The organism is Cytobacillus sp. FSL R5-0377 (assembly GCF_038004385.1).
Taxonomy (GTDB): domain Bacteria; phylum Bacillota; class Bacilli; order Bacillales; family Cytobacillaceae; genus Cytobacillus.
Genome location: NZ_JBBORA010000001.1, coordinates 1,454,775 through 1,477,413, shown reverse-complemented (window position 1 = coordinate 1,477,413; position 22,639 = coordinate 1,454,775). Strand labels below are relative to the sequence as shown.

Annotated in this window: 23 protein-coding genes; 12 read left to right on the top strand and 11 right to left on the bottom strand. The window is 41.8% G+C overall.

What is annotated here, in order from left to right; translation table 11 throughout:
- Nucleotides 1-14 precede the first annotated feature (14 nt).
- Genes NSQ49_RS07445 through NSQ49_RS07425 form a run of 5 tightly spaced genes read left to right on the top strand, consistent with a single transcriptional unit; the run spans nt 15 to nt 5,151 of the window.
- Complete coding sequence (locus NSQ49_RS07445) at nt 15-1,241, top strand: amidohydrolase (RefSeq protein WP_159861950.1); 1,227 nt, start codon at nt 15-17, stop codon at nt 1,239-1,241.
- A gap of 30 nt (nt 1,242-1,271) precedes the next feature.
- The gene (allB, locus tag NSQ49_RS07440) at nt 1,272-2,663 is read left to right on the top strand and encodes an allantoinase AllB (protein ID WP_251283204.1); all 1,392 of its coding nucleotides are present in this window, start codon (nt 1,272-1,274) and stop codon (nt 2,661-2,663) included.
- 49 nt (nt 2,664-2,712) lie between these two features.
- Nucleotides 2,713-3,975 (top strand): allantoate deiminase, encoded by a 1,263-nt coding sequence (allC, locus tag NSQ49_RS07435; protein WP_251283203.1) that lies wholly within the window; start codon nt 2,713-2,715, stop codon nt 3,973-3,975.
- A gap of 19 nt (nt 3,976-3,994) precedes the next feature.
- Entirely contained in the window at nt 3,995-4,759 is a 765-nt protein-coding gene (gene allE, locus NSQ49_RS07430; RefSeq protein ID WP_251283202.1) for a (S)-ureidoglycine aminohydrolase, read from the top strand.
- Nucleotides 4,760-4,782: 23 nt separating this feature from the next.
- A complete protein-coding gene (locus NSQ49_RS07425; RefSeq protein WP_251283201.1) occupies nt 4,783-5,151 on the top strand; it encodes a cupin domain-containing protein in 369 nt (122 codons plus the stop codon).
- 96 nt (nt 5,152-5,247) lie between these two features.
- Here NSQ49_RS07425 and NSQ49_RS07420 read toward each other — a convergent pair whose 3' ends face one another.
- The 7 genes from NSQ49_RS07420 to NSQ49_RS07390 all read right to left on the bottom strand — a co-directional run bounded on the left by NSQ49_RS07420 (nt 5,248) and on the right by NSQ49_RS07390 (nt 11,980).
- On the bottom strand, nt 5,248-6,558 hold the full coding sequence (locus NSQ49_RS07420; protein ID WP_251283200.1) for a hypothetical protein: 1,311 nt from the start codon (nt 6,556-6,558) through the stop codon (nt 5,248-5,250).
- Nucleotides 6,555-7,247, bottom strand: a complete 693-nt coding sequence (locus NSQ49_RS07415; protein WP_251283199.1) for a response regulator transcription factor — start codon at nt 7,245-7,247, stop codon at nt 6,555-6,557. The genes NSQ49_RS07420 and NSQ49_RS07415 overlap by 4 nt, the downstream gene beginning before the upstream one ends.
- Nucleotides 7,244-8,014: a sensor histidine kinase gene (locus NSQ49_RS07410; protein ID WP_251283198.1), complete on the bottom strand. Its 771-nt coding sequence runs from the start codon at nt 8,012-8,014 to the stop codon at nt 7,244-7,246. The genes NSQ49_RS07415 and NSQ49_RS07410 overlap by 4 nt, the downstream gene beginning before the upstream one ends.
- A 91-nt stretch (nt 8,015-8,105) precedes the next feature.
- Entirely contained in the window at nt 8,106-9,101 is a 996-nt protein-coding gene (locus NSQ49_RS07405) for an ABC transporter ATP-binding protein (RefSeq protein WP_251283197.1), read from the bottom strand.
- A 1-nt stretch (nt 9,102) separates the two neighbouring features.
- A complete protein-coding gene (locus NSQ49_RS07400; RefSeq protein ID WP_251283196.1) occupies nt 9,103-10,119 on the bottom strand; it encodes an ABC transporter ATP-binding protein in 1,017 nt (338 codons plus the stop codon).
- A gap of 15 nt (nt 10,120-10,134) precedes the next feature.
- A complete protein-coding gene (gene nikB / locus NSQ49_RS07395) occupies nt 10,135-11,055 on the bottom strand; it encodes a nickel ABC transporter permease (protein WP_159861941.1) in 921 nt (306 codons plus the stop codon).
- A 22-nt stretch (nt 11,056-11,077) separates the two neighbouring features.
- The gene (locus NSQ49_RS07390; protein WP_251283195.1) at nt 11,078-11,980 is read right to left on the bottom strand and encodes an ABC transporter permease; all 903 of its coding nucleotides are present in this window, start codon (nt 11,978-11,980) and stop codon (nt 11,078-11,080) included.
- Nucleotides 11,981-12,258: 278 nt separating this feature from the next.
- Here NSQ49_RS07390 and NSQ49_RS07385 point away from each other — a divergent pair, with 278 nt between their 5' ends.
- The 6 genes from NSQ49_RS07385 (at nt 12,259) to NSQ49_RS07360 (ending at nt 18,512) form a co-directional block, all read left to right on the top strand.
- Nucleotides 12,259-13,836 carry a glutathione ABC transporter substrate-binding protein gene (locus NSQ49_RS07385; protein ID WP_251283194.1) on the top strand — a complete coding sequence of 526 codons (1,578 nt, stop codon included), beginning with the start codon at nt 12,259-12,261 and terminating at the stop codon, nt 13,834-13,836.
- A gap of 253 nt (nt 13,837-14,089) precedes the next feature.
- Entirely contained in the window at nt 14,090-15,328 is a 1,239-nt protein-coding gene (locus NSQ49_RS07380; RefSeq protein WP_159861938.1) for an amidohydrolase family protein, read from the top strand.
- Nucleotides 15,329-15,355: 27 nt separating this feature from the next.
- On the top strand, nt 15,356-16,579 hold the full coding sequence (locus NSQ49_RS07375; protein WP_251283193.1) for an amidohydrolase: 1,224 nt from the start codon (nt 15,356-15,358) through the stop codon (nt 16,577-16,579).
- Between the two features lie 42 nt (nt 16,580-16,621).
- Nucleotides 16,622-17,230 (top strand): ankyrin repeat domain-containing protein, encoded by a 609-nt coding sequence (locus NSQ49_RS07370; protein ID WP_159861936.1) that lies wholly within the window; start codon nt 16,622-16,624, stop codon nt 17,228-17,230.
- 203 nt (nt 17,231-17,433) lie between these two features.
- Entirely contained in the window at nt 17,434-17,715 is a 282-nt protein-coding gene (locus NSQ49_RS07365; protein WP_159861935.1) for a GNAT family N-acetyltransferase, read from the top strand.
- A 14-nt stretch (nt 17,716-17,729) separates the two neighbouring features.
- Nucleotides 17,730-18,512: an alpha/beta fold hydrolase gene (locus NSQ49_RS07360; protein ID WP_159861934.1), complete on the top strand. Its 783-nt coding sequence runs from the start codon at nt 17,730-17,732 to the stop codon at nt 18,510-18,512.
- A gap of 115 nt (nt 18,513-18,627) precedes the next feature.
- On the opposite strand, the gene NSQ49_RS07355 is transcribed toward NSQ49_RS07360, so the two are convergent.
- From NSQ49_RS07355 to NSQ49_RS07340, 4 genes are all read right to left on the bottom strand, one after another.
- Nucleotides 18,628-19,131 (bottom strand): hypothetical protein, encoded by a 504-nt coding sequence (locus tag NSQ49_RS07355; RefSeq protein WP_159861933.1) that lies wholly within the window; start codon nt 19,129-19,131, stop codon nt 18,628-18,630.
- Complete coding sequence (locus NSQ49_RS07350; RefSeq protein ID WP_236566097.1) at nt 19,128-19,508, bottom strand: hypothetical protein; 381 nt, start codon at nt 19,506-19,508, stop codon at nt 19,128-19,130. Before NSQ49_RS07350 ends, NSQ49_RS07355 begins: the two co-directional genes overlap by 4 nt.
- Nucleotides 19,509-19,706: 198 nt before the next feature.
- Nucleotides 19,707-21,314 (bottom strand): FMN-binding glutamate synthase family protein, encoded by a 1,608-nt coding sequence (locus NSQ49_RS07345; RefSeq protein WP_251283192.1) that lies wholly within the window; start codon nt 21,312-21,314, stop codon nt 19,707-19,709.
- 13 nt (nt 21,315-21,327) lie between these two features.
- On the bottom strand, nt 21,328-21,960 hold the full coding sequence (locus NSQ49_RS07340) for an NAD(P)H-binding protein (RefSeq protein ID WP_251283191.1): 633 nt from the start codon (nt 21,958-21,960) through the stop codon (nt 21,328-21,330).
- A 159-nt stretch (nt 21,961-22,119) separates the two neighbouring features.
- Here NSQ49_RS07340 and NSQ49_RS07335 point away from each other — a divergent pair, with 159 nt between their 5' ends.
- Entirely contained in the window at nt 22,120-22,626 is a 507-nt protein-coding gene (locus NSQ49_RS07335) for a ferritin (protein WP_159861930.1), read from the top strand.
- The last annotated feature ends 13 nt before the right edge of the window (nt 22,627-22,639 follow it).

Below are 22,639 nucleotides of genomic sequence, written 5' to 3'. Positions count from 1 at the left end.
AGAGGTGAATGAAAATGAATAATAGCTATTGGCTAAAGAATGTGCGTTTGGAATGCGGATACAGAAAAGAGAATAATAGAGTGTCAGGTACGATAACAGATCTTTTTCATTTATTAATAGAGGATGGCCGCATTGCTGAGATTACGAAGGACTTAGAGGCTTCCTCTGATGATCTGCCCATTAAAGATGCAAAGGGATTGCTGCTATTGCCATCCTTTGTTGAAAAGCATGTCCATCTTGATAAAACGTATATGGGGGATGAATGGAGGGCCTGCATTCCGGCGTCCGGTGTCATAGAACGGTGTGAAATTGAAAAGAATGCATTATTATCTATGTCTTCAAGCACCTATCAGCGATCCAAAGCATTGCTTAAGCAGTTAATATCCTATGGATCAACTCACATCAGGACCCATGTGGATATATACCCTGAAGTCCAATTACGGAATTTAGAAGAAGTCCAGCAGACTTTGGAGGAATTTTCAAGTTATGCCAGCTCTGAGATTGTTGCCTTTGCCCAGCATGGCCTGCTGCGTTCAGGGACACCCCAGCTGGTGAGAGAAGCTGTTAGAAATGGTGCTGGTATTGTCGGTGCGGTCGATCCCGCTACTGTTGACAACAATATTGAAGCTTCGCTTGTTCAATTGATGGACCTAGCTGTAGAAGGCAATGCAGATATTGATTTGCATCTGCATGACCCTGGTCACCTTGGTACTTTTACAATGAAAATGCTGGCCTCTCTGACTAAGGAAGCTGGCTGGGAAGGAAGAGTGGCGATTAGCCATGCATTTGGCCTGGGGGATGTTTCAAGGGAAGAGGCTTCCGAGATGGCAGTGATTTTAAAAGACGCCGGTATTTCGATCGTTACCAGTCTCCCTTCTGGCCGTCAGATCCCGCCTGTTGATCTGATAAGTGAATATGGAGTAGAGGTGGCTGTCGGGAATGATAATATCTTTGATTCATGGTGGCCGACAGGAAATGGAGATATCCTGGAAAGAGCAAGCCGCTTAATTGAAAGGTACAGATGGACAGATGAAAAGTCACTTTCCCAAGCATTTCGATATATTACAGGGGGCAGAACACCGCTGGATCAGAAGGGAGACAGGGTCTGGCCAGCTGCTGGTGATGAAGCCAGCATGGTACTTGTTGATGCAAGCTGTTCAGCGGAGGCTATGGCTAGAAGGGCGGAACGACGGGCAGTGTTTTACAAGGGGAATTTAGTTTACGAAAAGATGGCTGAATAACTGGATAGGAAAAGCAGAGGGAGTAATGTGATGATTTATGACTTGATTATAAAGGGCGGCAATGTAGTTCTGAAAGACAAGGTAATAAAGAATGATATCGCCATTTTAAATGGGAAAATTGCTGCGATTGCGGAAACCATTGATCATAAAGCTGAACAGATAATCGATGCATCTGAACAATATGTTATGCCTGGTATGATTGATACTCATGTCCATATTTGTGAGCCTGGCCGAACAGAGTGGGAAGGTTTTTTAACGGGGACTAAAGCTCTTGCTGCAGGAGGAACTACATGCTATGCGGATATGCCCCTGAATGCCCTTCCAGCTACGGTAGACAGGCATACACTGCAATTAAAGGCAGAAGCAGCCCACGGGAAAAATTATATCGATTATGCATTTTATGGCGGTCTTGTTGCAGGCAATCTTGAAAGACTTGAAGAGCTTTCAGATGAAGGAGTTATCGCATTTAAATGCTTTATGTCCACATGCGGAACAGATCATCCCGATGATTTTTCCAATGTGGATGATTATACCCTTTTTGCGGGGATGAAGAAGATTGCCGAACTGGGGAAAATTCTATCGATTCATGCGGAAAATGCCCTAATTACCGATCGGTTAGGTGAAGAGTTAAATGCACAGGGAAGGACATCTGCTGCGGATTATGTCTCATCCCGGCCTGTTTTTACTGAGGTTGAAGCAGTGAAACGCGCACTTTACTTTGGAAAAGAAACGAAGTGCCCTATTCATTTTGTGCATATTAGCACCGCAGAAGCAGTAGAAGAAATAATGAATGCCAGAAGCGGGGGGCAGGATGTTTCCCTTGAATCGTGTCCGCACTATTTTACGATCTCATCTGAGCAGCTCGAAAAAATTGGCCCTGCAGCCAAGTGTTCTCCTCCGCTGCGAAGTATGGAGGAGCAGGAAAAGCTTTGGAAAAAGTTACTAGAAGGCAAGATTGATATGTTAACGTCTGATCATTCACCATGCCCGCCTAAAATGAAGTATAGTTCTTCAAATAATTTTTTTGAAGTGTGGGGAGGCATCACAGGATGTCAAAACAGTGTTGATTTAATGTTTGATGAAGCGGTTTTGAAACGAAAGCTGCCAATCGCGCTTTTTTCAAGGATGATTTCTTCTAATCCTGCTGAACGCTTTAATATTCCCAATAAAGGAGAAATAGCCGTATCAATGGATGCAGATATCATCTTTATCGATGCTAATCGCTCCTATGTTGTGGAGGAGGAAGGCCTATATTATCGGCATAAGCACAGCCCATATATTGGGAGGTTGATTAATTGCCGGATAACCAAAACGTTTGTCCGCGGCAAGATTGTCTATGATTTGGACCAGGGGATTGTGGGGAAACCGATTGGAAAAGCCCTTAAGTTAAAATATGGAAGGTCACATTTGAATCTGATCTGAAATTAACAGAAAAAATTCATTATCCGCAAAATAATTAGGGGGATTGGGGATGACTGACTTAATCAATTTGCAGGGGAAGCTTGAACTTAAAGATGTAGAAGCGCATATTGTGAACAGGCTTGAATGGCTCGGTTCGTTTGCAAAGGACCCGGGAGGAGGAATTACCCGCCTTCTTTACTCCAGGCAATGGACCGATACTCAGCAGGCTTTGAAGGAATGGATGGAAGCCGAGGGCTTGGAAGTAAAGTTTGATGAGGTTGGTAATCTTAGCGGAATACTGATGGGAGTAAATCAGGAAGAAACCATTTTAACAGGATCTCATATAGATACTGTGAAAAATGGCGGGTTGTATGACGGCCAATATGGTATTGTAGCTGGGATTATGGCACTAATTTATTTGAAAGAACATTACGGGACTCCAAAACGCAATCTCGAGGTTATTTCACTGGCGGAAGAAGAAGGAAGCAGATTTCCATATTGCTTCTGGGGTTCAAAGAATATTGCAGGATGCGCATCTAAAAAGGACGTTGAAAATCTTGAAGATGCAAATGGAGTAATTTTTGCTGATGCCATGAGTGAGGCGGGGTTCAGATTTAGGGATGAAACCAAACCTCCGCGGGAGGATTTGAAGGTCTTCGTGGAAGTTCACGTTGAACAGGGAAATGTCCTTGAAACTGAGAAAAAGTCTGTTGGGATTGTGAGTAGCATCGTTGGACAAAGGCGCTTTACAGTTGAAGTAAAAGGTCAAGCCAACCATGCCGGAACAACTCCCATGGGATATCGCAAAGATGCTGTATTTGCTGCCAGCCAAATGATATATGAAACACTTAAAATGGCAGAGCAATATGGTGACCCGCTGGTCGCAACTGTAGGGAGTATTGATATTTCACCCAACATTGCCAATGTGGTGCCGGGAAAAGCTGCGTTTACTTTAGATTTGCGGCATATTGATAAAAATGCAATCTCCCATTTTACTGAGAGATTTATAGAAAACATAAATGATATATCAAGGGAGCGTGCGGTTGAGACGGTCATTGAAAAATGGCTTGATACGGATCCGGTTCCAATGGATCCGGATATGACGGAATTGATGGAAAAGAAGTGCAGGGAAGAAAACCTGAGCTATAAAGTCATGCATAGTGGTGCAGGACATGATGCCCAAATTTTTGCAGCCTCTATTCCTGCGGCAATGTTATTTGTGCCGAGCGTAAAGGGTATTAGCCATAACCCTGATGAATATACCGCGGCGGCTGATTTAGCTGAAGGGGTTAAAGCGCTAATCAGCACTTTATATGAACTGGCTTATAAATAAAGAAAAGGGGAGTTTATGAATGGGTTATCCAAAAGATTTATTATCAAGCAGGTCTGTAATAAAACATGGGAAGTATGCCTTAATAGCACCTGAAGGGCTAGTAAACAATGTGATTCCCGGATTTCATCTTTGCCATATTTCGATTTTAGGTTCTCCTAAGCTTGGGGCAAGCTTTGTCGACTATTATGTGACAATGAAAAATCGAGGCGGAAATAACGAAGGCTTTGGCGGACAGGAGGATGTACAGACCTTTGTTTACATATTGGAAGGAAAGATAAAAGCTTCGGCAGATGGTAAGGAGTTTATTCTGGAGGAAAGCGGATACCTGTATTGCCCGCCAGGAGTGAAAATGTATCTGGAAAATATGAATGATGGGGATTCTAAGCTGTTTTTGTACAAGCAGAAATATCGCCCTCTTGAAGGAAGGAAGCCTTGGGTTATATCAGGACATGCAAATCGAATAGAATTCAGGAACTACGATGATATGCATAATGTCCACATTAAAGATCTATTGCCGGCAGACTTAGATTTTGATATGAATTTTCATATTCTTTCCTTCGATCCTGCTGCGAGCCATCCATTTATTGAAACACATGTTCAGGAACACGGAGCATATATCCTTTCCGGGGAAGGGATGTATAACCTCGATAACAAGTGGATCCCAGTCAAAAAAGGCGATTATATTTTCATGGGCCCTTATGTTCACCAGGCAGCGTATGCAGTAGGGAGAGAAAATTTAACATATGTCTACTCTAAAGATTGCAACCGTGATGCAGAACTATAAAAAATGATAGGAGAGAAATAGCGGTGCCAAACATTCAGCAGATTATGGAAGAAAGAGTCTTTGAAATCGATAAAATAGCAAAGTTCGATCCCGAGAAACCACAAAAGAATTATTTTTATGAAACGGATAAAACGGTGGGGGCTGTTTGGTGTCTGGAACCGGGACAGGAGGTATACTTGCATTCTCACTCAAATGTAGATGATATCTGGGTTTGTATGGAGGGAACAGGAATCTACTTTCCTGACTTGGAGAATGAAATTCCAATAAGCAAAGGCATGGTAATTCTTGCAAAGCCTAATCAGATTCATGGAATGCGCAATACAGGGAAGGGCAGGTTTTTATTTGTAGGATTTGCAGCCGGGTCGTTGCCAATGGATATAACAAGATATTAACTTGCAGGCTATAGTTCTAATAAAAAGCATATCGCTCTCAGCCAGTTTTTTTGGAAGAGGGCGATATGTTTAATCTAACAACAAGCAGCAGCCCGGCTAAACTGTCACACTCAGCTTCGTTCTTAATAGATTGAAAATGAAATAACCAAAACAAATGAAGCTGGACAGGGAAAAACTTATCCAAATCGTAAGTATATTTTCCATAAAAGGCAAAGCTGCAAACCCTCCAGCAGTCCCAATAATAGATGCAAGGGGAATAAGAGCAGGCAAGGTTTTATTGCCCAGTATAATATATAGCATTGGAACGATCATGCTGGCATAAATATTACCGAAAAAAAACAGCAGTTCAATAGGGGTTGGAGGTAAAATACTTACGATAATGAGCAAAAATAGACAAATGGCCCCGGAGAACAGATAGGTAAATCTCCATTTTTCTTTATTGCTGAGGGGACGAAGCATACCCGCGATATTCATAATGATTAATGTAACGATAGCATGTAATTCTGCAGTAATTGCAGATGAAATGGCACTGAAGCAAAACAGGACAAATAAAACAATCAGCAAAGTTGAATTAATTTTCCCTATTAACTCAAATAACAAAGAATAGATGGAATCATAGCTTCTTCCAAAAATAATAATCATAATTAGTGATGATAATGCAAGAGGAATAGTTGCCCATATTAAACCCGCTAATGTAAACGAAATCCTCAGCTTTTCTTTTTTGATGATAAACACTCTCTGCCAGGAGGCACGATCAATAATCACTTGTCCAAAGCCAATTAAGATAGCTGTGAATATAAACAAAATAGCTTCGGTATTTTTAACGTAAAGAATGTAGGGATGATATAGTTTAATGCCTTCATAAACAGGATATACACCTTCCTGGATATAAAAGTAAACAGGGATGATGATGACAGCGCTGAATATGAGGACAACATTAATGCCTGCAAGCTGATGAATTCTTTGCATTCCCCCAGCTCCAATGAAAAAACATAACAATAAAAAGAAAAACATGCCAGAAAAAACAGGCAGGGGAAAAATCATGTGAAGCAGGATCCCTGCCCCCATAGCTTGAACAAATATAGAATGGATGCTGATTACGAGAAGAATAAAGATCATGAACCAGTAGCCCCTTGGGGTCAATCTGTCGCGCAATACATCCCCTATCGTTTGATGCTCATGAAACCGATCCCGAATCTTTTTGGCTAATATTCCAAATAAAATGAGTGCAAGAGCCCCCATAAGGGAATAGCCGATTCCTCCGGTCAGCCCATACTTTATTAATGTTTCGGGCGATGAAAGAATGGTATTGCCAGTTACCCATCTGGATAAAAGACTTACAACACCAAAACCGATTCCCAGCTGGAATGCCCCGCCAATATAGTATTGAAAATCGGTTTTCCTCATTGAGAAGTCTCCTTCAGCCGGTAATCTCTTGGTGATTGGCCAGTCGCTTTCCGAAAGATCTGGCTGAAATAGTGCTGACTGTTAAAGCCGCACTTTTCTGAAATACTGCTAATGCTTAATTCAGGGCTTTCAATCAGCATTTTCTGTGCCTGCTTTAATCGAAAGTCATTTAAGTATTCGGAAAAGCCCATTCCTACTTCCTCGTGAAATTTTCTGCTTAAATAGGCTGAATTGATATGAATTTTAGATGCTAGATAATTTAAAGTGAGTTTTTCATTGTATTCCTTTTGAATAATGTGCAAAGCCTTAACAATTTGCTCAGAGTAGCTGCCAATTCGTTCATACCTCTGCAGAACACTCATTAATTCCTCTTCAATGACGGGCTTTGTTATATAATCAACTACCCCAATCCTGAGTGATTTTTGTATATAATCAAAGTTTTGATAGGCTGTAACCATGATTATGTCAATATCGCCAGCTGCGGAAAGCTCCTTAGCCAAATCTAAGCCTGATTTGCCTGGAAGCTGAATATCAAGGAAAGTAAGAAAGATGTCATGCTTTTTAATAATATGAAGAGCTTGAGAGGCATCTTGAGCCTTATAAACAGTCCAATTGGGAAATTTCTGTTTGATGAGATATTCCAGCTGTTCCAATTCTATAAGTTCATCATCTACAAGCAAAATATTCATTGCAGCCTTTCTCCTTCCAATTTCTTTGACATAATAACGTGGGGGAATATAGCTATGACAGCCGTTCCGTTCCCCTGATCAGTTAATCTAACAGAAGTTTCATTATTGGGGAATAATAGCTCAAGTCTTCTTTCTATATTCGCAAGCCCCACGCCGCCATCCCGGTGGCTTCCTTCATAGCGCTCCAAAGAATTATTCCACACTGAAACATGAATCATTGATTCGATCTTGTTTATGTTTATTTTTAATAAGGCCTCGCCAATATGTTTTTCAAAGGCATGCTTAAAAGCATTTTCAACAAGTGTTTGTATTAAAAAGGGAATGATAATGGCTTTATTTGCATGGCTGTCCACTTGAATTTCATAATGAAGCCGATCTCTAAATCTTGTTTGCTGTATTTCCAGGTAGTATTTAACATAAGTAAGTTCATCTTCAATTGAGATAAAGTTATTTATAGTCCTATATTTAAATTTCAGCAATTTTGAAAGGGTTTCAATCGACCGTATCAATTCCACTTTACGGTCCAGCCTTGCCAGGGCCAGAATGGAGTTTAGGGTATTAAAAAAGAAATGCGGCTGGATTTCCTGGTTTAATTGATTGTATAAAGCGGTTTGCAATTCCCTTTCTAACGCTATTTCTCTTTTTTGCTTCTCAAGTAAATCAATTCTTTTTTCAAAGACAAATAAAAATAGCAGGGTAAAGGCTCCTGCCAGCGGAACCAGAACACAAAACATAATGTATATGGAGAATGATTCAATAGGCAGCATGCGGTCTTTTCTCCTTACGTATTAAAAAAGGGAGGTTCGTAACCTATCCCTTTTTTAATATAACATTTTATCCAAAATAGAGATATTTGTATTAAAATGGAAGAGTTTCAGCGATATGACAGCTTGCAAAATGATTATCTGAAAGCTCCCTGAGAGCAGGTTCCTCTCGCTTGCATATTTCTGCAGCAAAGGGACAGCGTGTATGGAATCTGCAGCCTCCAGGAGGATCAATCGGTGATGGAACATCTCCTTTTAAAATGACACGGTCCCTTTTTAAAGTTGGATCCGGAACTGGAATAGACGAGAGCAGCGCTTTTGTATACGGGTGAAGCGGAGAATCGAACAAATCTTTTTTCTCTGCAATCTCGACCACTTTCCCCAGATACATCACCATAACCCGATCCGATATATGCCTGACGACACTAAGATCATGAGAAATAAAAAGAAAGGTCAATTTAAACTGCTTTTGCAGCCTTTTTAATAAATTGAGAATTTGTGCCTGAATGGATACATCCAGCGCAGATACCGCTTCATCACATATGATTAATTTCGGATTAACGGCCAATGCTCTGGCGATTCCAATACGCTGGCGCTGGCCGCCGCTAAATTCATGCGGATATCTGTCAAGTGATTCTGGGGGAAGTCCAACATATCCAAGCAGTTCCAGCATTCTATCCTTTCGCTTTCCTTTTTCAACCACATTTTGTATGGCCATGGCTTCATTCAAAATCTGCTTAACCGTCTGACGGGGATTAAGAGAAGCAAAAGGATCCTGAAAAATAACCTGCAATTCACCTCTAAGTGCTCTCATTTCCTTTTTATTTAACGATAAAATATCTCTTCCCATAAAAAGGACTTTTCCATCAGTAGGTTCATCAAGCCGTAAAATTGCACGTCCCGTTGTTGATTTCCCGCATCCGGACTCCCCGACGATGCTTAATGTTTCACCTTCAAAAAGCTCAAATGAAATGTCGTCTACCGCCTTTACAAATGCTTTTGGCTTGAAGATTGAGTCTTTTTTAACCGGGAAATATTGTTTTAATTGATCTACCTGCAGGATGATCTTTTTTTCTGTGGCCGTATTCATGTTAGACAACCCCCTCTTTATCTCTTGTGCCAGTCCACTTGTCGGTATATTTCCAGCATCGTACTTTAATATCTTCAGAATAGGAAATCAGATCAGGCTGCTGTGCAGTACATATTTCTTCCGCGTAAGGGCATCTTGAGGCAAATCGGCATCCGGCCGGCATATTGTAGGGACTCGGAACATTGCCATCTATCGTAATTAATTCTTCCTGATCTTCATGTATTTTAGGCAGTGAGTTCAACAGTCCTTGTGTATAAGGGTGCTTTGGATCAGCAAATATTTGCTCTGTTGAAGCATGCTCGACTATATTGCCCGCATACATTACGGCTACCTTATCACATGTTTCTGCCACTACTCCCAAATCGTGGGTGATCATGATGACACCCATTCCTATTTTTGTCTGCAGCTCTTTTATCAGCTCCAGTATTTGTGCTTGGATGGTAACGTCCAAGGCGGTCGTTGGTTCATCCGCTATTAATACCTCTGGTGTGCATGCAAGAGCCATAGCAATCATGACACGCTGGCGCATCCCTCCGCTCAATTGGAATGGCTCTTGTTTTGCTCTTTTTTCAGGAGAGGGGATCCCAACCATTTTCAGCATTTCAACTGATTTATCCCAGGCAGCTTTTTTTCCTAACCCTTGGTGCAGCCTCAATGCTTCTGCAATTTGTTCCCCGACAGGGATTACAGGATTTAGGGAAGTCATGGGCTCCTGGAAAATCATGGATATTTCATTCCCTCGGATTTTTCGCATTTCATCCTCTGGAATTGCAACTAAATCTCTTCCTTTAAATAGAACGGAGCCCCCGGCAATTTTCCCCGGTGGAGAAGGGATAAGGCGGAGAATGGAGAGGGAAGTCATACTTTTCCCGCATCCGGATTCCCCTACAATTCCCAGCGTTTCCCCTTTATGCAGGGTAAAATCGATGCCATCAACCGCTTTGCTGACTCCCCGCTTTGTTGTGAAATGGGTTTTCAGCCCTTTTACTTCAAGTATTGGCTTGTTCTTTTCTATCATATCCAGTCACCACCCTTAATTAAGTTCAATGCGTTTATTAAAGAAACGATAAAAAACATCTACGAATAAATTCACCACTACGAAAATGAGCGAGGCAAATAATACTCCTCCCTGGACCATTGGCAGGTCCCGCATTCTAATAGCATCGACAATCATTCTTCCCAGACCATTAATGGCAAAGATTGATTCCACCAGTACGGTACCTCCAAGGAGTGCGCCAAACTGCAGCCCGACAACCGTAATCACTGGAATCAGTGCATTTCGCAGTGCATGTTTATAAATAATGATTTGCTCGCGAAGCCCTTTGGCACGTGCTGTCCGGATATAATCCTGACGAATAACTTCCAGCATGCTCGACCGGGTCATCCTTGCGACAATTGCTGCTCCTCCTGCTCCAAGAGTTATAGCCGGCAAGATGACATGCAGCAGACTGTCCCACCCTGCTACAGGCAAAACTTGCAGCTTCACAGAGAAGAAGTACATAAGCATGAGGCCAAACCAGAAGCTTGGAAGGGATATTCCCAGCAGTGCAACAAGCATGACGCTGATATCGGTCAAAGAATAGGGCTTAACAGCTGAAATAATACCTGCTGCCATCCCCAGTACAATCGTGATAATGATGCTAAAGAAGGCAAGTTCAATCGTAATCGGCAATCTTACCAATATTTCATCTAGAACAGGCTGGCTGTTTTTTAAGGAGACGCCTAAATCCCCCTTAAACACATTTGTTAAGTATTCGAAGTATTGGATATATAAAGGCTTGTTCAATCCAAGCTGTTCACGAATAGCTTCAATTGTTTCCTTTGAAGCGCCTTCACCGGCAAGAAGTACTGCAGGATCCCCTGGTACGAGCTGCATTATGAAGAAGACAACAAAAGTAACTCCAATAATAACCGGGATGGTCTGAATAATCCGGCGCAATATAAACATCAGCATAGATGGTACCTCCTCATAGCTTTTATTTTTTCATCCGAGGGTCAAACGCATCACGCAGGCCATCACCAAAAATATTAAATCCAAGAACTAAAATAGAGATGGCAAGACCCGGAAATAGGGCGATATATGGTGCGGAGAATAAGAAATCCCTCCCGCTGCTGAGCATGGTTCCCCATTCAGGTGAAGGCGGCTGGGCACCAAGGCCAAGGAATGATAATCCAGCTGCTGACAGAATGGCAGTCGCCAATCGCAGAGTACCTTGAACAATAATGGGTGAAAGAATATTCGGAAAAATATGCTTGAAAATAATCACAAAGTCAGTGGCTCCAAGGGATCGGATTGCATCAATATATTCAAGCCGCTTTACTTCTAATGTAGATCCGCGGACAATTCGCGCAAATAAAGGTACAGAAAAAGCTCCTACTGCTATGGTCACATTAATAAGGCTTGGACCCAGTGCTGCAATAATGGCCAGCGCCAGAAGGATCCCTGGGAATGCAAGCATTACATCCATCATCCTCATGATAATGGTGTCAACCCATTTGCCATAATACCCGGCTACAAGGCCGAAAATAATTCCGAAAAAAGCTCCGAATAACACAGCAGCAAATCCGACCCCCATGGATAGTCTGGAGCCATAAAGTATCCGGCTAAAAATATCTCTTCCTTTATCATCTGTTCCCATCCAATGGTCTGCAGATGGGGGAGTCAGCTTATTTTCCAAATCAATGTCGTATGGACTATATGGAGCCAGCAGCGGTGCAAAGGCCGCCATTAATAGATAAACAAAAATAATAATGGCCCCAGCCAGTGCAGCTTTATTTTGCATCAATATAGAAAGAAAATCTTTTATTCTGGAATCCTTAGAGCTGCTCCATGTCTTTACAGCTATTTCCTGCTGCTCTGTTTTTACTTGAACTGTCATCTTAATTCCCCCCTAAAATTTTTTTACTAGAAAAAGAATGAAAATCTATATTCCTCCTTTCAGCAGAAAGACTGGATTTAGAACGTTTAGTTAAAATTATCAAAATTCACTGTAAAGTAAATATTTTTTAAAACAGTTGTCAAAATATTTAAAAATGAAGTAAATATTCTGTAAATATCTAAAAGCATCATCTTCTATAATGCAGATAAGCATTTACGGAGGGACGGTGAACATTGAATTTATTACCGGAGTTATTTACTGAAAAAGGGGAGAGAAAAATGAAGAATGATAGAAAGCACTTTCGAAAGGGAATGCTGCTGATTTTCTTAAGCATCATAATGGTGCTGTCAACAGCATGCTCTACACAGACAAAAACAGAACAGAATGCAGGTACTGGATCCGAAGGGAAAAAGGATGGGGGCACCTTGACAGTTGTCCGTCTATCAGATGCAACAAAATTAGATCCTCACTTTATAACTGACATTCCGTCAGCAAACGTTATTTATCAAAAAGTATATGAAACTTTAGTAGAACCTGATAAAGATATGAATATTCAGCCGCTGCTGGCAACAGAGTGGAATGTCATTGATGATAAAACCTGGGAGTTCAAACTAAAAGAAGGCGTAGCCTTTCATGACGGCACACCGTTTAACGCTGACGCTGTGAAGGCCACCTTTGATCGTTTGCTGGATCCAAATACCGGATCGCCTCAGCGTGAGAAATTCGCGATGATTAATGAAGTAAAAGTTATTGATGAATACACAGTACAATTTTTGCTTGATTATCCATATGCTCCACTGCTTTCTATTCTTGCAAGCAGCGAAGGAAGCATCATGAGTCCAAAGGCATTGGCCGAAAATCAGGAGACACTTGCAGAGAAACCTGTAGGGACAGGCCCGTTCGTTTTTAATGAATGGAAATCTGGTCAGGAAATTTCCCTGAAGAAGAATGAAAACTATTGGGGAAAACAGCCAAGCATCGATGAGGTTGTTTTTAAGGTTGTACCAGAAGACGCGACCCGGCTGGCTATGATTGAAACCGGGGAAGCACATATTAATGATCAGGTGCCTGTTACAGAAATTGAGAGAATTGAAGCTTCTGAATCAATGGGACTTCTCCGGGCTGAGGGGCTTGCAGTTGAATATATTGGATTTAACACGAAGAAAAAACCATTGGATGATGTTAAAGTCCGTAAAGCAATCAGCCATGCTGTTGAGAGAGAAGCGATCATTAAAGGGGTTTATAACAATGTGGGTACACTTGCAAATGCAGCGATGAGTCCAAAAGTGTTTGGACACAGTGAAAAGGTTAAGCCCTATGATTATGATTTAAATGAAGCGAAGAAATTGTTAAAAGAAGCAGGGTATGAAAACGGACTAAAGCTTAAATTACTGACAAGTGATAGAAAAGAGCGCATCAATATGGCGGAAGTCATTCAATCGCAATTAAAGGGAATTGGCGTTGACGTAGATATTCAAGTAATGGAATACGGAGCATATATCGATACGATTGATAAATCAGAACATGATTTATTTATCGGCGGATGGGGAAATGCCACCGGTGATGGTGATTATAATCAATATAATTTATTCCATACTGCTTCACAGGGGCCTCCTGGAAACCATTTCTATTACAGCAACCCAGAGGTAGATAAAATTATCGAAGAAGCACGCAGAGAGACTGATGAAGCAAAACGGAAGGAACTTTACGAAAAAGTAATGCAAATGGAATTAGAGGATGCGGTTTATATTCCAATCCGGAACTATGAGCATATGGCTGCGCACAGTAAGAACGTAAGCGGCTTTTGGCTGAATGCTGCCAATTATTTAATGATTGATGAAGCCGTTATTAAGTAAATAAGATGAGGATCTTTTTTCAAAGATTGTAGTTCTTTGATTATGATTTCTGCCCGTTGATTTCCGCTGCAGGCACGCAGCGAACCCGCGGGGAGGAATGCGAGCCTCCCGTAGGAGTCATGTGCCCTCCGCTCCAATCAACTCAGCGAATTTAACTAAGGAATGAAAAAATTACAAAATTGACGAAAACAGCCAGAATTAAAATGAAGCAAAAGTACTTTTCCTTCATTTTCAATATTAAGGAGGAATCAGGATGACAGCTCTATGGATTACAAATGTTCGGCTAGAAAAAGGATTTATCTATGAAAATGAACAAATTACAGGCACAAGGACAGAGATTTGCCACTTGAAGATCGAAAATGGAAAAATTGCGGAAATTTCACAGCTAGCCCCAGATTCTAATAAAAAACAGCTTGATGCAAACGAGAAGCTTCTGCTTCCTTCTTTAAGAGATATGCATATTCATATTGACAAAACCTATTACGGCGGACCTTGGAAAGCCTGTACACCTATCACAAATGGCATTTTCACCAGATTGGAAGAGGAAAAGGAGCTTTTGCCAAAACTTCTCCCAACTGCACAGGAGCGTGCAGAGAAAATGATAGAGCTGTATTTGAAAAATGGCCATACCCATATTCGCACACATTGTAATGTTGACCCTGTAATTGGCCTGAAGAACCTGGAGGCTACTGTCAATGCACTAAAAAAATATGAAGATGTCCTAACATATGACATTGTTGCGTTTCCGCAGCATGGACTTCTGAGAAGCGGTTCTGTTCAGTTAATTCGGGAAGCTATGAAAAATGGTGCCACCTTAGTTGGCGGTGTGGATCCTGCTACCGTAGACCGAAATATTGAAAGGTCCCTTTATACCATTTTTGACATTGCAGCAGAGCATGATAAGGGAGTCGATATCCATCTTCATGACCCTGACTCGCTGGGAGCTTTTACATTTGAGAGAATGGCAGATTATACAAGAGAAGCAGGCATGGCTGGCAGAGCAACGATTAGCCATGGAATTGCTTTAGCCGACCTGTCCGTAGAAGCATTGGCAGAGATGGCGGCAATATTAAAAGAGCAGGAAATTGACGTGACAACTACTATTCCAATTAATCGTACAACGATCCCGGTTCCTGCCCTTGATCACTATGGTATCCCCGTTTCTGTTGGCCATGACAGCTTAACCGATCACTGGTCCCCGTTTGGAACAGGAAACACTATACAGAAACTGGGTACCCTTGCGGAAAGGTTCCGAATGATTGATGAATATTCTTTATCATCAGTCTTGAAGTTTGCAACCGGCGGTATAACTCCCCTGAATGAAGCTGGTGAAAGGATTTGGCCAAAAGTCGGCGACGATGCAACGATGATGCTTGTTGATGCGACATGTTCAGCAGAGGCAATTGCAAGGAGAGCACCGGTTGAGTCGTTATTTTTCAAAGGCAATAAAGTTGAAAGCAAACGAACTGAACTAAACATTATAAATTCATAGCTTAAGAGCAAAAAGGAGGATTGAGCAATGCCTGCGTCCCATTGGTTAACAAACGTTAAGCTTGAAACTGGATATCACCAGGATGAAAAAGGAGTTTATACAACAAAAACTGAATTATTTCATTTGAAAATTGAGGATGGAAAAGTAATAGAAAAACAGGGCAGCACATATGAAATTCCGAAAAATGAACGTAAAGTGGATGGAAGAGGCTTCTTGGCGCTGCCAACATTTAAAGAGATGCATAACCATCTTGATAAGACCTATCTTTCCCTTGATTGGAAGGCATGCAGGCCGGTCAAAAATTTAGAGGAACGTTTAAGATATGAAGCAATGGAGCTTGAGGAACTGGCGCCTACAGCCAGACAGCGGGCAAGCAAAATGATTGAGCTTCTCCTCTCTAAGGGGTCAACTCACATTCGCACCCATGTAAATATTGATCCTTATATTGGCCTGAAGAATCTGGAGGGCGTAAGAGAAGCATTAGAAGACTATTCCGATAAACTGACATTCGAGATTGTCGCTTTCCCTCAGCACGGTCTTTTAAGAGAACATGTCATTCCTCTCATGAAAGAAGCGATGAGATCTGGAGCCAGCATTGTAGGTGGTCTTGATCCTGCAGGAATTGACCGCAACATTGAAAAGTCACTTTATGAAGTCATGAATCTGACTGCAGAATTTGATGCAGATGCAGATATCCATTTACATGACGGCGGACATGCCGGTTTATATACAATTGATAAATTTGCTGAAATGATAGAAGACGCAAAGTGGCACAATCGCGCTGCTGTAAGCCATGCATTTTGTTTAGGGGAAGTGCCGGTTCCGAAAGCAGAAGAAATGGCGGAAAAATTGAATGAGCTTGGCATGTCGATCATGTCCACTATCCCTATAACAAAATCTCTTCCGCCAATTGATCTTTTGGACAGGAAAGGTGTAAACGTTTATCTGGGATGCGATGGTTTCTATGATTCATGGGGGCCTTTCGGGAATGGTGATCTGCTGGAAAAAGCAGCGAGATATGGTGAGCTTTATCGTAAGAGCGATGAAATTTCTCTGGCACAATCATTAAAATGGGCCACTGGTGGTCCTGTTCCGTTAAACAAGGATGGAGAAATGAATTGGCCGCTTGTGGGAGAAGAAGCAAACCTCGTACTTGTCAATGCTTCGTGTTCGGCAGAAGCAGTAGCGAGGACTCCTAAGAGAGAAGCGGTAATGTTTAGAGGAAAGGTTGTCGCGGGACAGCTGTCATAAATACGTTTCCTGGAATAAATCCCATATGTATTGGAGGATCATATGTTAAAAATTGAAGATAGCCTTGCGTTATTCGAAGCAGCAAAAAATGGTGACCTTGAATGTTTGAAAGCCTTTATAGAGAACGGCATTAATATGAATCTGCAGGACAAGAAAAAAAGAACGGCTATTTTAATTGCTTCGATGAATAAGCATTATGATGTGGTTCGTTATCTGGCGGAGTCAGGAGCAGACATTAATCTTCAAGATCAAACCAGCTTAAATCCATTTTTATATGGATGTATACATGGAGATTTAAAGTTAGTAAAAATAATGATTAGCGCCGGGGCTGATATTAACCTGTTAACGAGATTTGGCGGTGTTGGCCTTACTCCGGCCTGCGAAAAGGGACATATAGAGGTGGTCCGGGAGCTTTTAACATCTACAGACATTAACGTAAACCACACCAATTATTGCGGATGGACACCTTTGATTGAAGCGATTGTTTTAAATGATGGAGGGAAAACCCAGCAGGACATCATAAAATTATTGCTGGAACACGGGGCTGATCCAAGCCTTACAGATCAATATGGTGTGAGGCCAATTGAGCTTGCCAGAAGAAAAGGATACAAAGAAATAGAGGATATTTTATTTACAGCTAGTATAGAGTAATTAGAAAGAATTAAAGAAATCCCTTTCTGTTTTATAGCAGAAAGGGATTTCTTTGAGCATCAATAATGGCCATGATAAAAGCAAAGTACCTGCAAAAAAACTAAAGTTTAAAAGTTTAATTAAGCAGGGAAGATATAGGAAAGGATATTCAATTAACTGCGAAGAAAATAGTAGCATTAAGGATAAAGACAGGAGGAAATGCAATGAATACAGATATACAAAAAGAAGAAAACCGTTTTTTTATGAATGATGAAGAAGGGAATATGCTAGCTGAAATAACGTATTTTCCAAGCGGTGATTCTGTCATAACTATAGAACATACATATGTAGATGACTCCCTGCGCGGTCAGGGCATTGCAGGAAAGCTTCTGGAAAGCGTTGTTCAGGAGGCGCGCAGCAAAGGATATAAGATTGTGCCTGCCTGTTCATATGCCAAAGCTGTTTTTGACAGAAAGAGCGAATATCAGGATTTGCTTGCAAACTAAAGGAGGGTTTCTGAATGGACGCAAAAATAACAGAAGTAAATGGAACATCTATTTCATACTATGATGAAGGCCAGGGAAAGCCGGTAGTATTGCTGCATGGATTTTGCGGCAGCAAGGATTACTGGGCGAAGGTGATTCCATTATTGGCAGAGGACTTTCGCGTTATTGCGTTTGATCTTCCAGGGCATGGAGGCTCAGAGCTGCCAGAGGGTGAACCTACTATTGAAAACATGGCTGAAGTGATTAAAGGGGCAATAGATGAAATGGAGCTGGATGCCTTCTCTCTTTTCGGCCATTCATTGGGCGGTTATGTAACCCTTGCATTTGCTGAAGAATTTGGGGAGAAGCTGAGTTCATTTGCTCTTATCCATTCAACAGCCAGCCCGGATTCTGAAGAGGGGAAAAAGGGAAGGGATGTAGCTGCTGGTAAAATTGATAAAGAGGGAATGGAATCCTTTATAGATGGACTCGTGCCTAAGCTTTTTGCACCAGGAGAGAAACATCCGGATGAAATTCAATTGGCAAAGGAAATTGGCTATCATACAAAAGCCGAGGGTGCAAAGGCTGCCCTGAAAGCAATGAAACAGCGCGGCGACCGCAGCCATGTCCTGGAAAATACAAGGCTCCCAGTGTTAATTATTGCTGGAGACCAAGATCAGATAGTTCCCCCTGATAAGTCTTTTGCAGCTAAAGGGCCTGCTATCAAACAGGTGACCATTAATGTTGCAGGACATATGAGCATGTATGAAGCACCGGAAGAACTGGAAGATGCCATTAAAAAATTTTTGGAAGAATGATATTTAATCGGACTGAATGAAAACAAAGTACTGTTATGTTAGGGCAAGGAGAGTACAGAAAATAATTAGATTGCAATGAATAAAGCTCCTTTTCAATCCGAAAAGGAGCTTCTTCTTATTTAAAAATAACAGAGATGATTTCGTCGGTCGTCATTCCGCTTTCTATTTCAAAAGTGCCTGGACGCAAATCATTCTCAAGACCGCGTTTTTCTACATCTTTATAGAATTGGATTCCACTTTCAATAATATGGGCTTTTTCAAGCGCGTTCCCAACATCAATGCTGGTCATTCCCATTGAAACGGTTAAAATAGTCCGGTAAACCACTTTTTCGCCAGCTTTATCATCGGTTTTCTTTTCTGATTTATCATCTTTTTTCTCGCTGGACTTTGCTGCAGCGGCAAGCTGCTTGCTCCATTCATCTTCCGTATTAATCACGTAGCCTTCAGCAGTCAGCTGTTCAATCATTTCTTCTTTTGACAGCTTTTCCGCTTTCTCTGTTTTGTCAGCTGGCTTTTCTGTGCTCTTGGCTTCAGAAGGCCCAAAAAGGTAGACGCTTCCGGTCAAAACGGCAGCCGCTAAAAGGCCCGCTGCAAAACTGCGCAAGGAATTTGGTGTCATTGGGCAACCATGCTCCTTTCGCCCTTGTTCGCTGTATAAGGCAAGAGCATCAGATCAACCTCGTTAGGTGTAAGCTGTTTTTTTAATGCAATGCTTTCATTGGAATATCCGCGTTTATGCATATCCAATACTTCACGCAGCAAAAGTCTCTCTTCTGAAGGGCCGCTCATGGCTCCCGATTGCTTCGCTGTAATCTCTGCGTCCAATTCAATATTTCTGATTTGCTGCTGGAGTTCATGAATTTCATTCTTTAGTGTAAAAGTAACCTGATCAATTTGCTGCTCAATATTAGATTTCGACTGCGCCGTTTTAAAAAACGATAAAATGAGCAGCACGACTGCTGAACCAAATAGTATGGCAATTACCCATCCCATCATAGTATCCTCCCTTATGTAAACACTTTTTCTAGGTATCTATTTTTTTCCCAAATTAGATTATACCTTTATTGACGGGGGATTTCGAATGATAACCTCAAAATAACACGATAGTCCTGTTTTTATGTAAGAAAAAGGTGTTGCTGGTAAATCTTATTGCTTAGAAAAACCCGGGCCATCCAGGACCGGGCCTCCATTTGTTCAATTTTCTTTCTGCAGCTGTGCGCGTTTGGCTGCATGCAGGATATCTTCGATGGGAGAGACTCTCCCAAATTTATCTTTATGGACAATATGTTTTCTTTCAAATTGGGTGGGGTTATCAATTCCTGCAGCAGCCGCCAGATTGTATAACCCTTCTCTGAGAGAAATGACATAGTTGCAGACTCGGAAATGCTTTTCCTCCACGATCAATCCATCCTGAAGCTTTTTGTCGGTTGTCGCCACCCCTGCCGGGCAGTGATTGGTATGGCAGACTCCAGCCATAATACAGCCGACGCTGATCATAAAACCGCGGGCAATATTGACCAGGTCTGCTCCCATCGCAAGGGCAATCGCAATTTTATCTGGAGTGATTAATTTACCGGAAGCGATAATTTTTACACGGTCCCGTACCCCATACCCTCTCAGCATTTCATCTACAACCGTAAGCGCAGACTGGATAGGGAGTCCCACACTGTCTGCTAGCTCCTGATAAGTGGCACCGGTTCCGCCTTCACCGCCATCCACTGTAATGAAATCAGGGCCTTTGCCGCTTTCCTTCATATAGGAAATCATATTTTCAAGAGCATCCAGGTCACCTACGACAATTTTCATTCCAACAGGTTTTCCGCCAACACTCCGAAGCTCCTCTATAAAGTCGAACAAGGAAGGGACATCATCAAATTCATAGAAACGGTTTGGACTGTTAATGGTTTTACCGACTTCAACAAGCCGAATACTCGCGATTTCTTCGGTTACTTTTTCGCCTTCTACATGACCGCCGCGGGTTTTCGCGCCTTGCGCAAGCTTTAGTTCAAAGGCCTTGACCTCGGGTATTTCACTTTTCCTTTTAAATTCTTCCCATGAGAATTCCCCGTTGGGCTTTCGGACACCGAACATATCAGGCCCGATTTGCATAATGATGTCCGGGCTGCCGGCCAAATGATACTGTGACAGGCCGCCTTCACCAGTATTCATCCAGGTTCCTCCAGCAAGGCCAAGTCCTTTGGAAAGGGCAGTGATAGCTTTTTCACCAAGGGATCCATAGCTCATAGCCGATTGTCCCACAAGACCTTTAACCCTGAACGGCTGACGGCAGCTTTTTTCTCCCAGCACAATCGCATCTTCATCCCGAAGATAGTAGGGATCAGCCAATTTTTCTTCGCTGTGCTCCTTTCTTGTAAAGAGATTATCCCCATCGACCTTATAAACACGTGTGTTGATTTTCCTTGTATTATCCACCTTCATTTCATCCACCAGTTTGGGGAACAAGGTATTTCGTATATAAAAGCCTTCTTCATCAAAATCTCTTATTGAACCGAAGCCTATTAATCTTTCCTTGTATTTGCCGGCTTTGACAACATCCTGATATTCCTTTCTGGAAAAAGGCTTGCCTTCTGTATCATTATTGAACAGGTATTGTCTTAGCTCAGGGCCCACATTTTCTGTGAAGTACCGCACCTTCCCAATTACAGGGAAGTTCCTCAGAATGGAGTGCTGCTTCTGCCTGTCATCTTTTATATACCAATAGATAAATAGAATGACAGGTATAAAAATAACCAATGAGATAAATACAAATAATGCAATGACAAGGTAATCTGTTAAACTCATTTTATCCCTCCTTCTAATAGAACTTGCTTAGAGCCGTGCTGATAGGGGTATCTCCAGAAGCTGCTTCAATGATTGTATGAAAGACCGCTTCTTTATCAAGGGACTCCACCAGAACCTCAGCAGCATCCTCGCGCGGGATCTCTGCACTTCGATCATGGATTTTCTCTGACAGGGTAATGGTTCCGTTCCCGGGATTGTCCGTTAATTGGCCAATTCGGATCACAGTGTACACTAAATTGGCAGCTTTAAGCATATCCTCTGGAAGATCCTTCGCTGCAATTTTGCGTGAACGGTCTGTTTCGCGTTCCTCTGCTTTAACTGCACTCAACATCACAAATCTCCTGACATTTGTTTTTTGCGCCAATCGGATGATATCCGATATAGATTGGTGATCAACCATAACTGTCTTGCCTGTATGTTTTTTAGGATTGACGCCTGTTAAATAAATCACAGCATCTGATGCCTGAAGATAGGGGATAAGCTCTTCTTCGTCATAAACAATTGCCTCTGCTGCTCCCAGCTTGACCAGATCTTCAATTTGGTTTTCATTTGCAGCAACAGCAAGAGCTTCATGCTTCCTTTCCGCGAGCTTCCTGATTACCTGCTCACCAACATCTCCATTGGCACCGATTACAATCACCTTCATGCTAACGCCTCCTTTTTTACCCTTTTTCCACAAGAGTCCGTTTTAAAACCGGCTGGAAAGACGGTTAAATCCTTTAAAAATCGATTGAATTTTATTATTTTTAAGGTTTTCTGCTTGATGTGTCCTTAAAAGGGGAAAAAAATAATAGGAGGGATTTTGATGCTAAGCGAGAAACTGATACAAGAATTGAATAGCCAAATGAATTATGAATTTTATTCTGCACATGCCTATTTAGCCATGGCGGCCTACTGCTCTGCCGAAAATTTGGATGGATTCGCCAATTTCTTTTTGGTTCAGGCGGAGGAAGAGCGTTTTCATGCCATGAAATTCTATCAATTTTTAAATGATATAGGTGCGAGGGTGACTGTTGAAGGGTTCCCTCTGGTCAATAATGATTTCAGCTCTGTTTTGGATGTATTTGAAAAAGGGCTGGCTCATGAAAAAGAAGTCACCAGCCGAATCTACAAATTATCCGATATTGCTTTGGATGAGAGGGAGCATGCGACAATGACCTTTTTGAAATGGTTTATCGAAGAACAAGTGGAGGAAGAGGCTCTGTTCGACAGCTTAATTCAGAAATTAAGGCGTATCGATAATGACAGCAATGCATTCTTCATGCTGGAAGCTGAATTGGCAAAGCGGACATTTTCTCCGGAAGGAGAATAATATTTCATGAAAA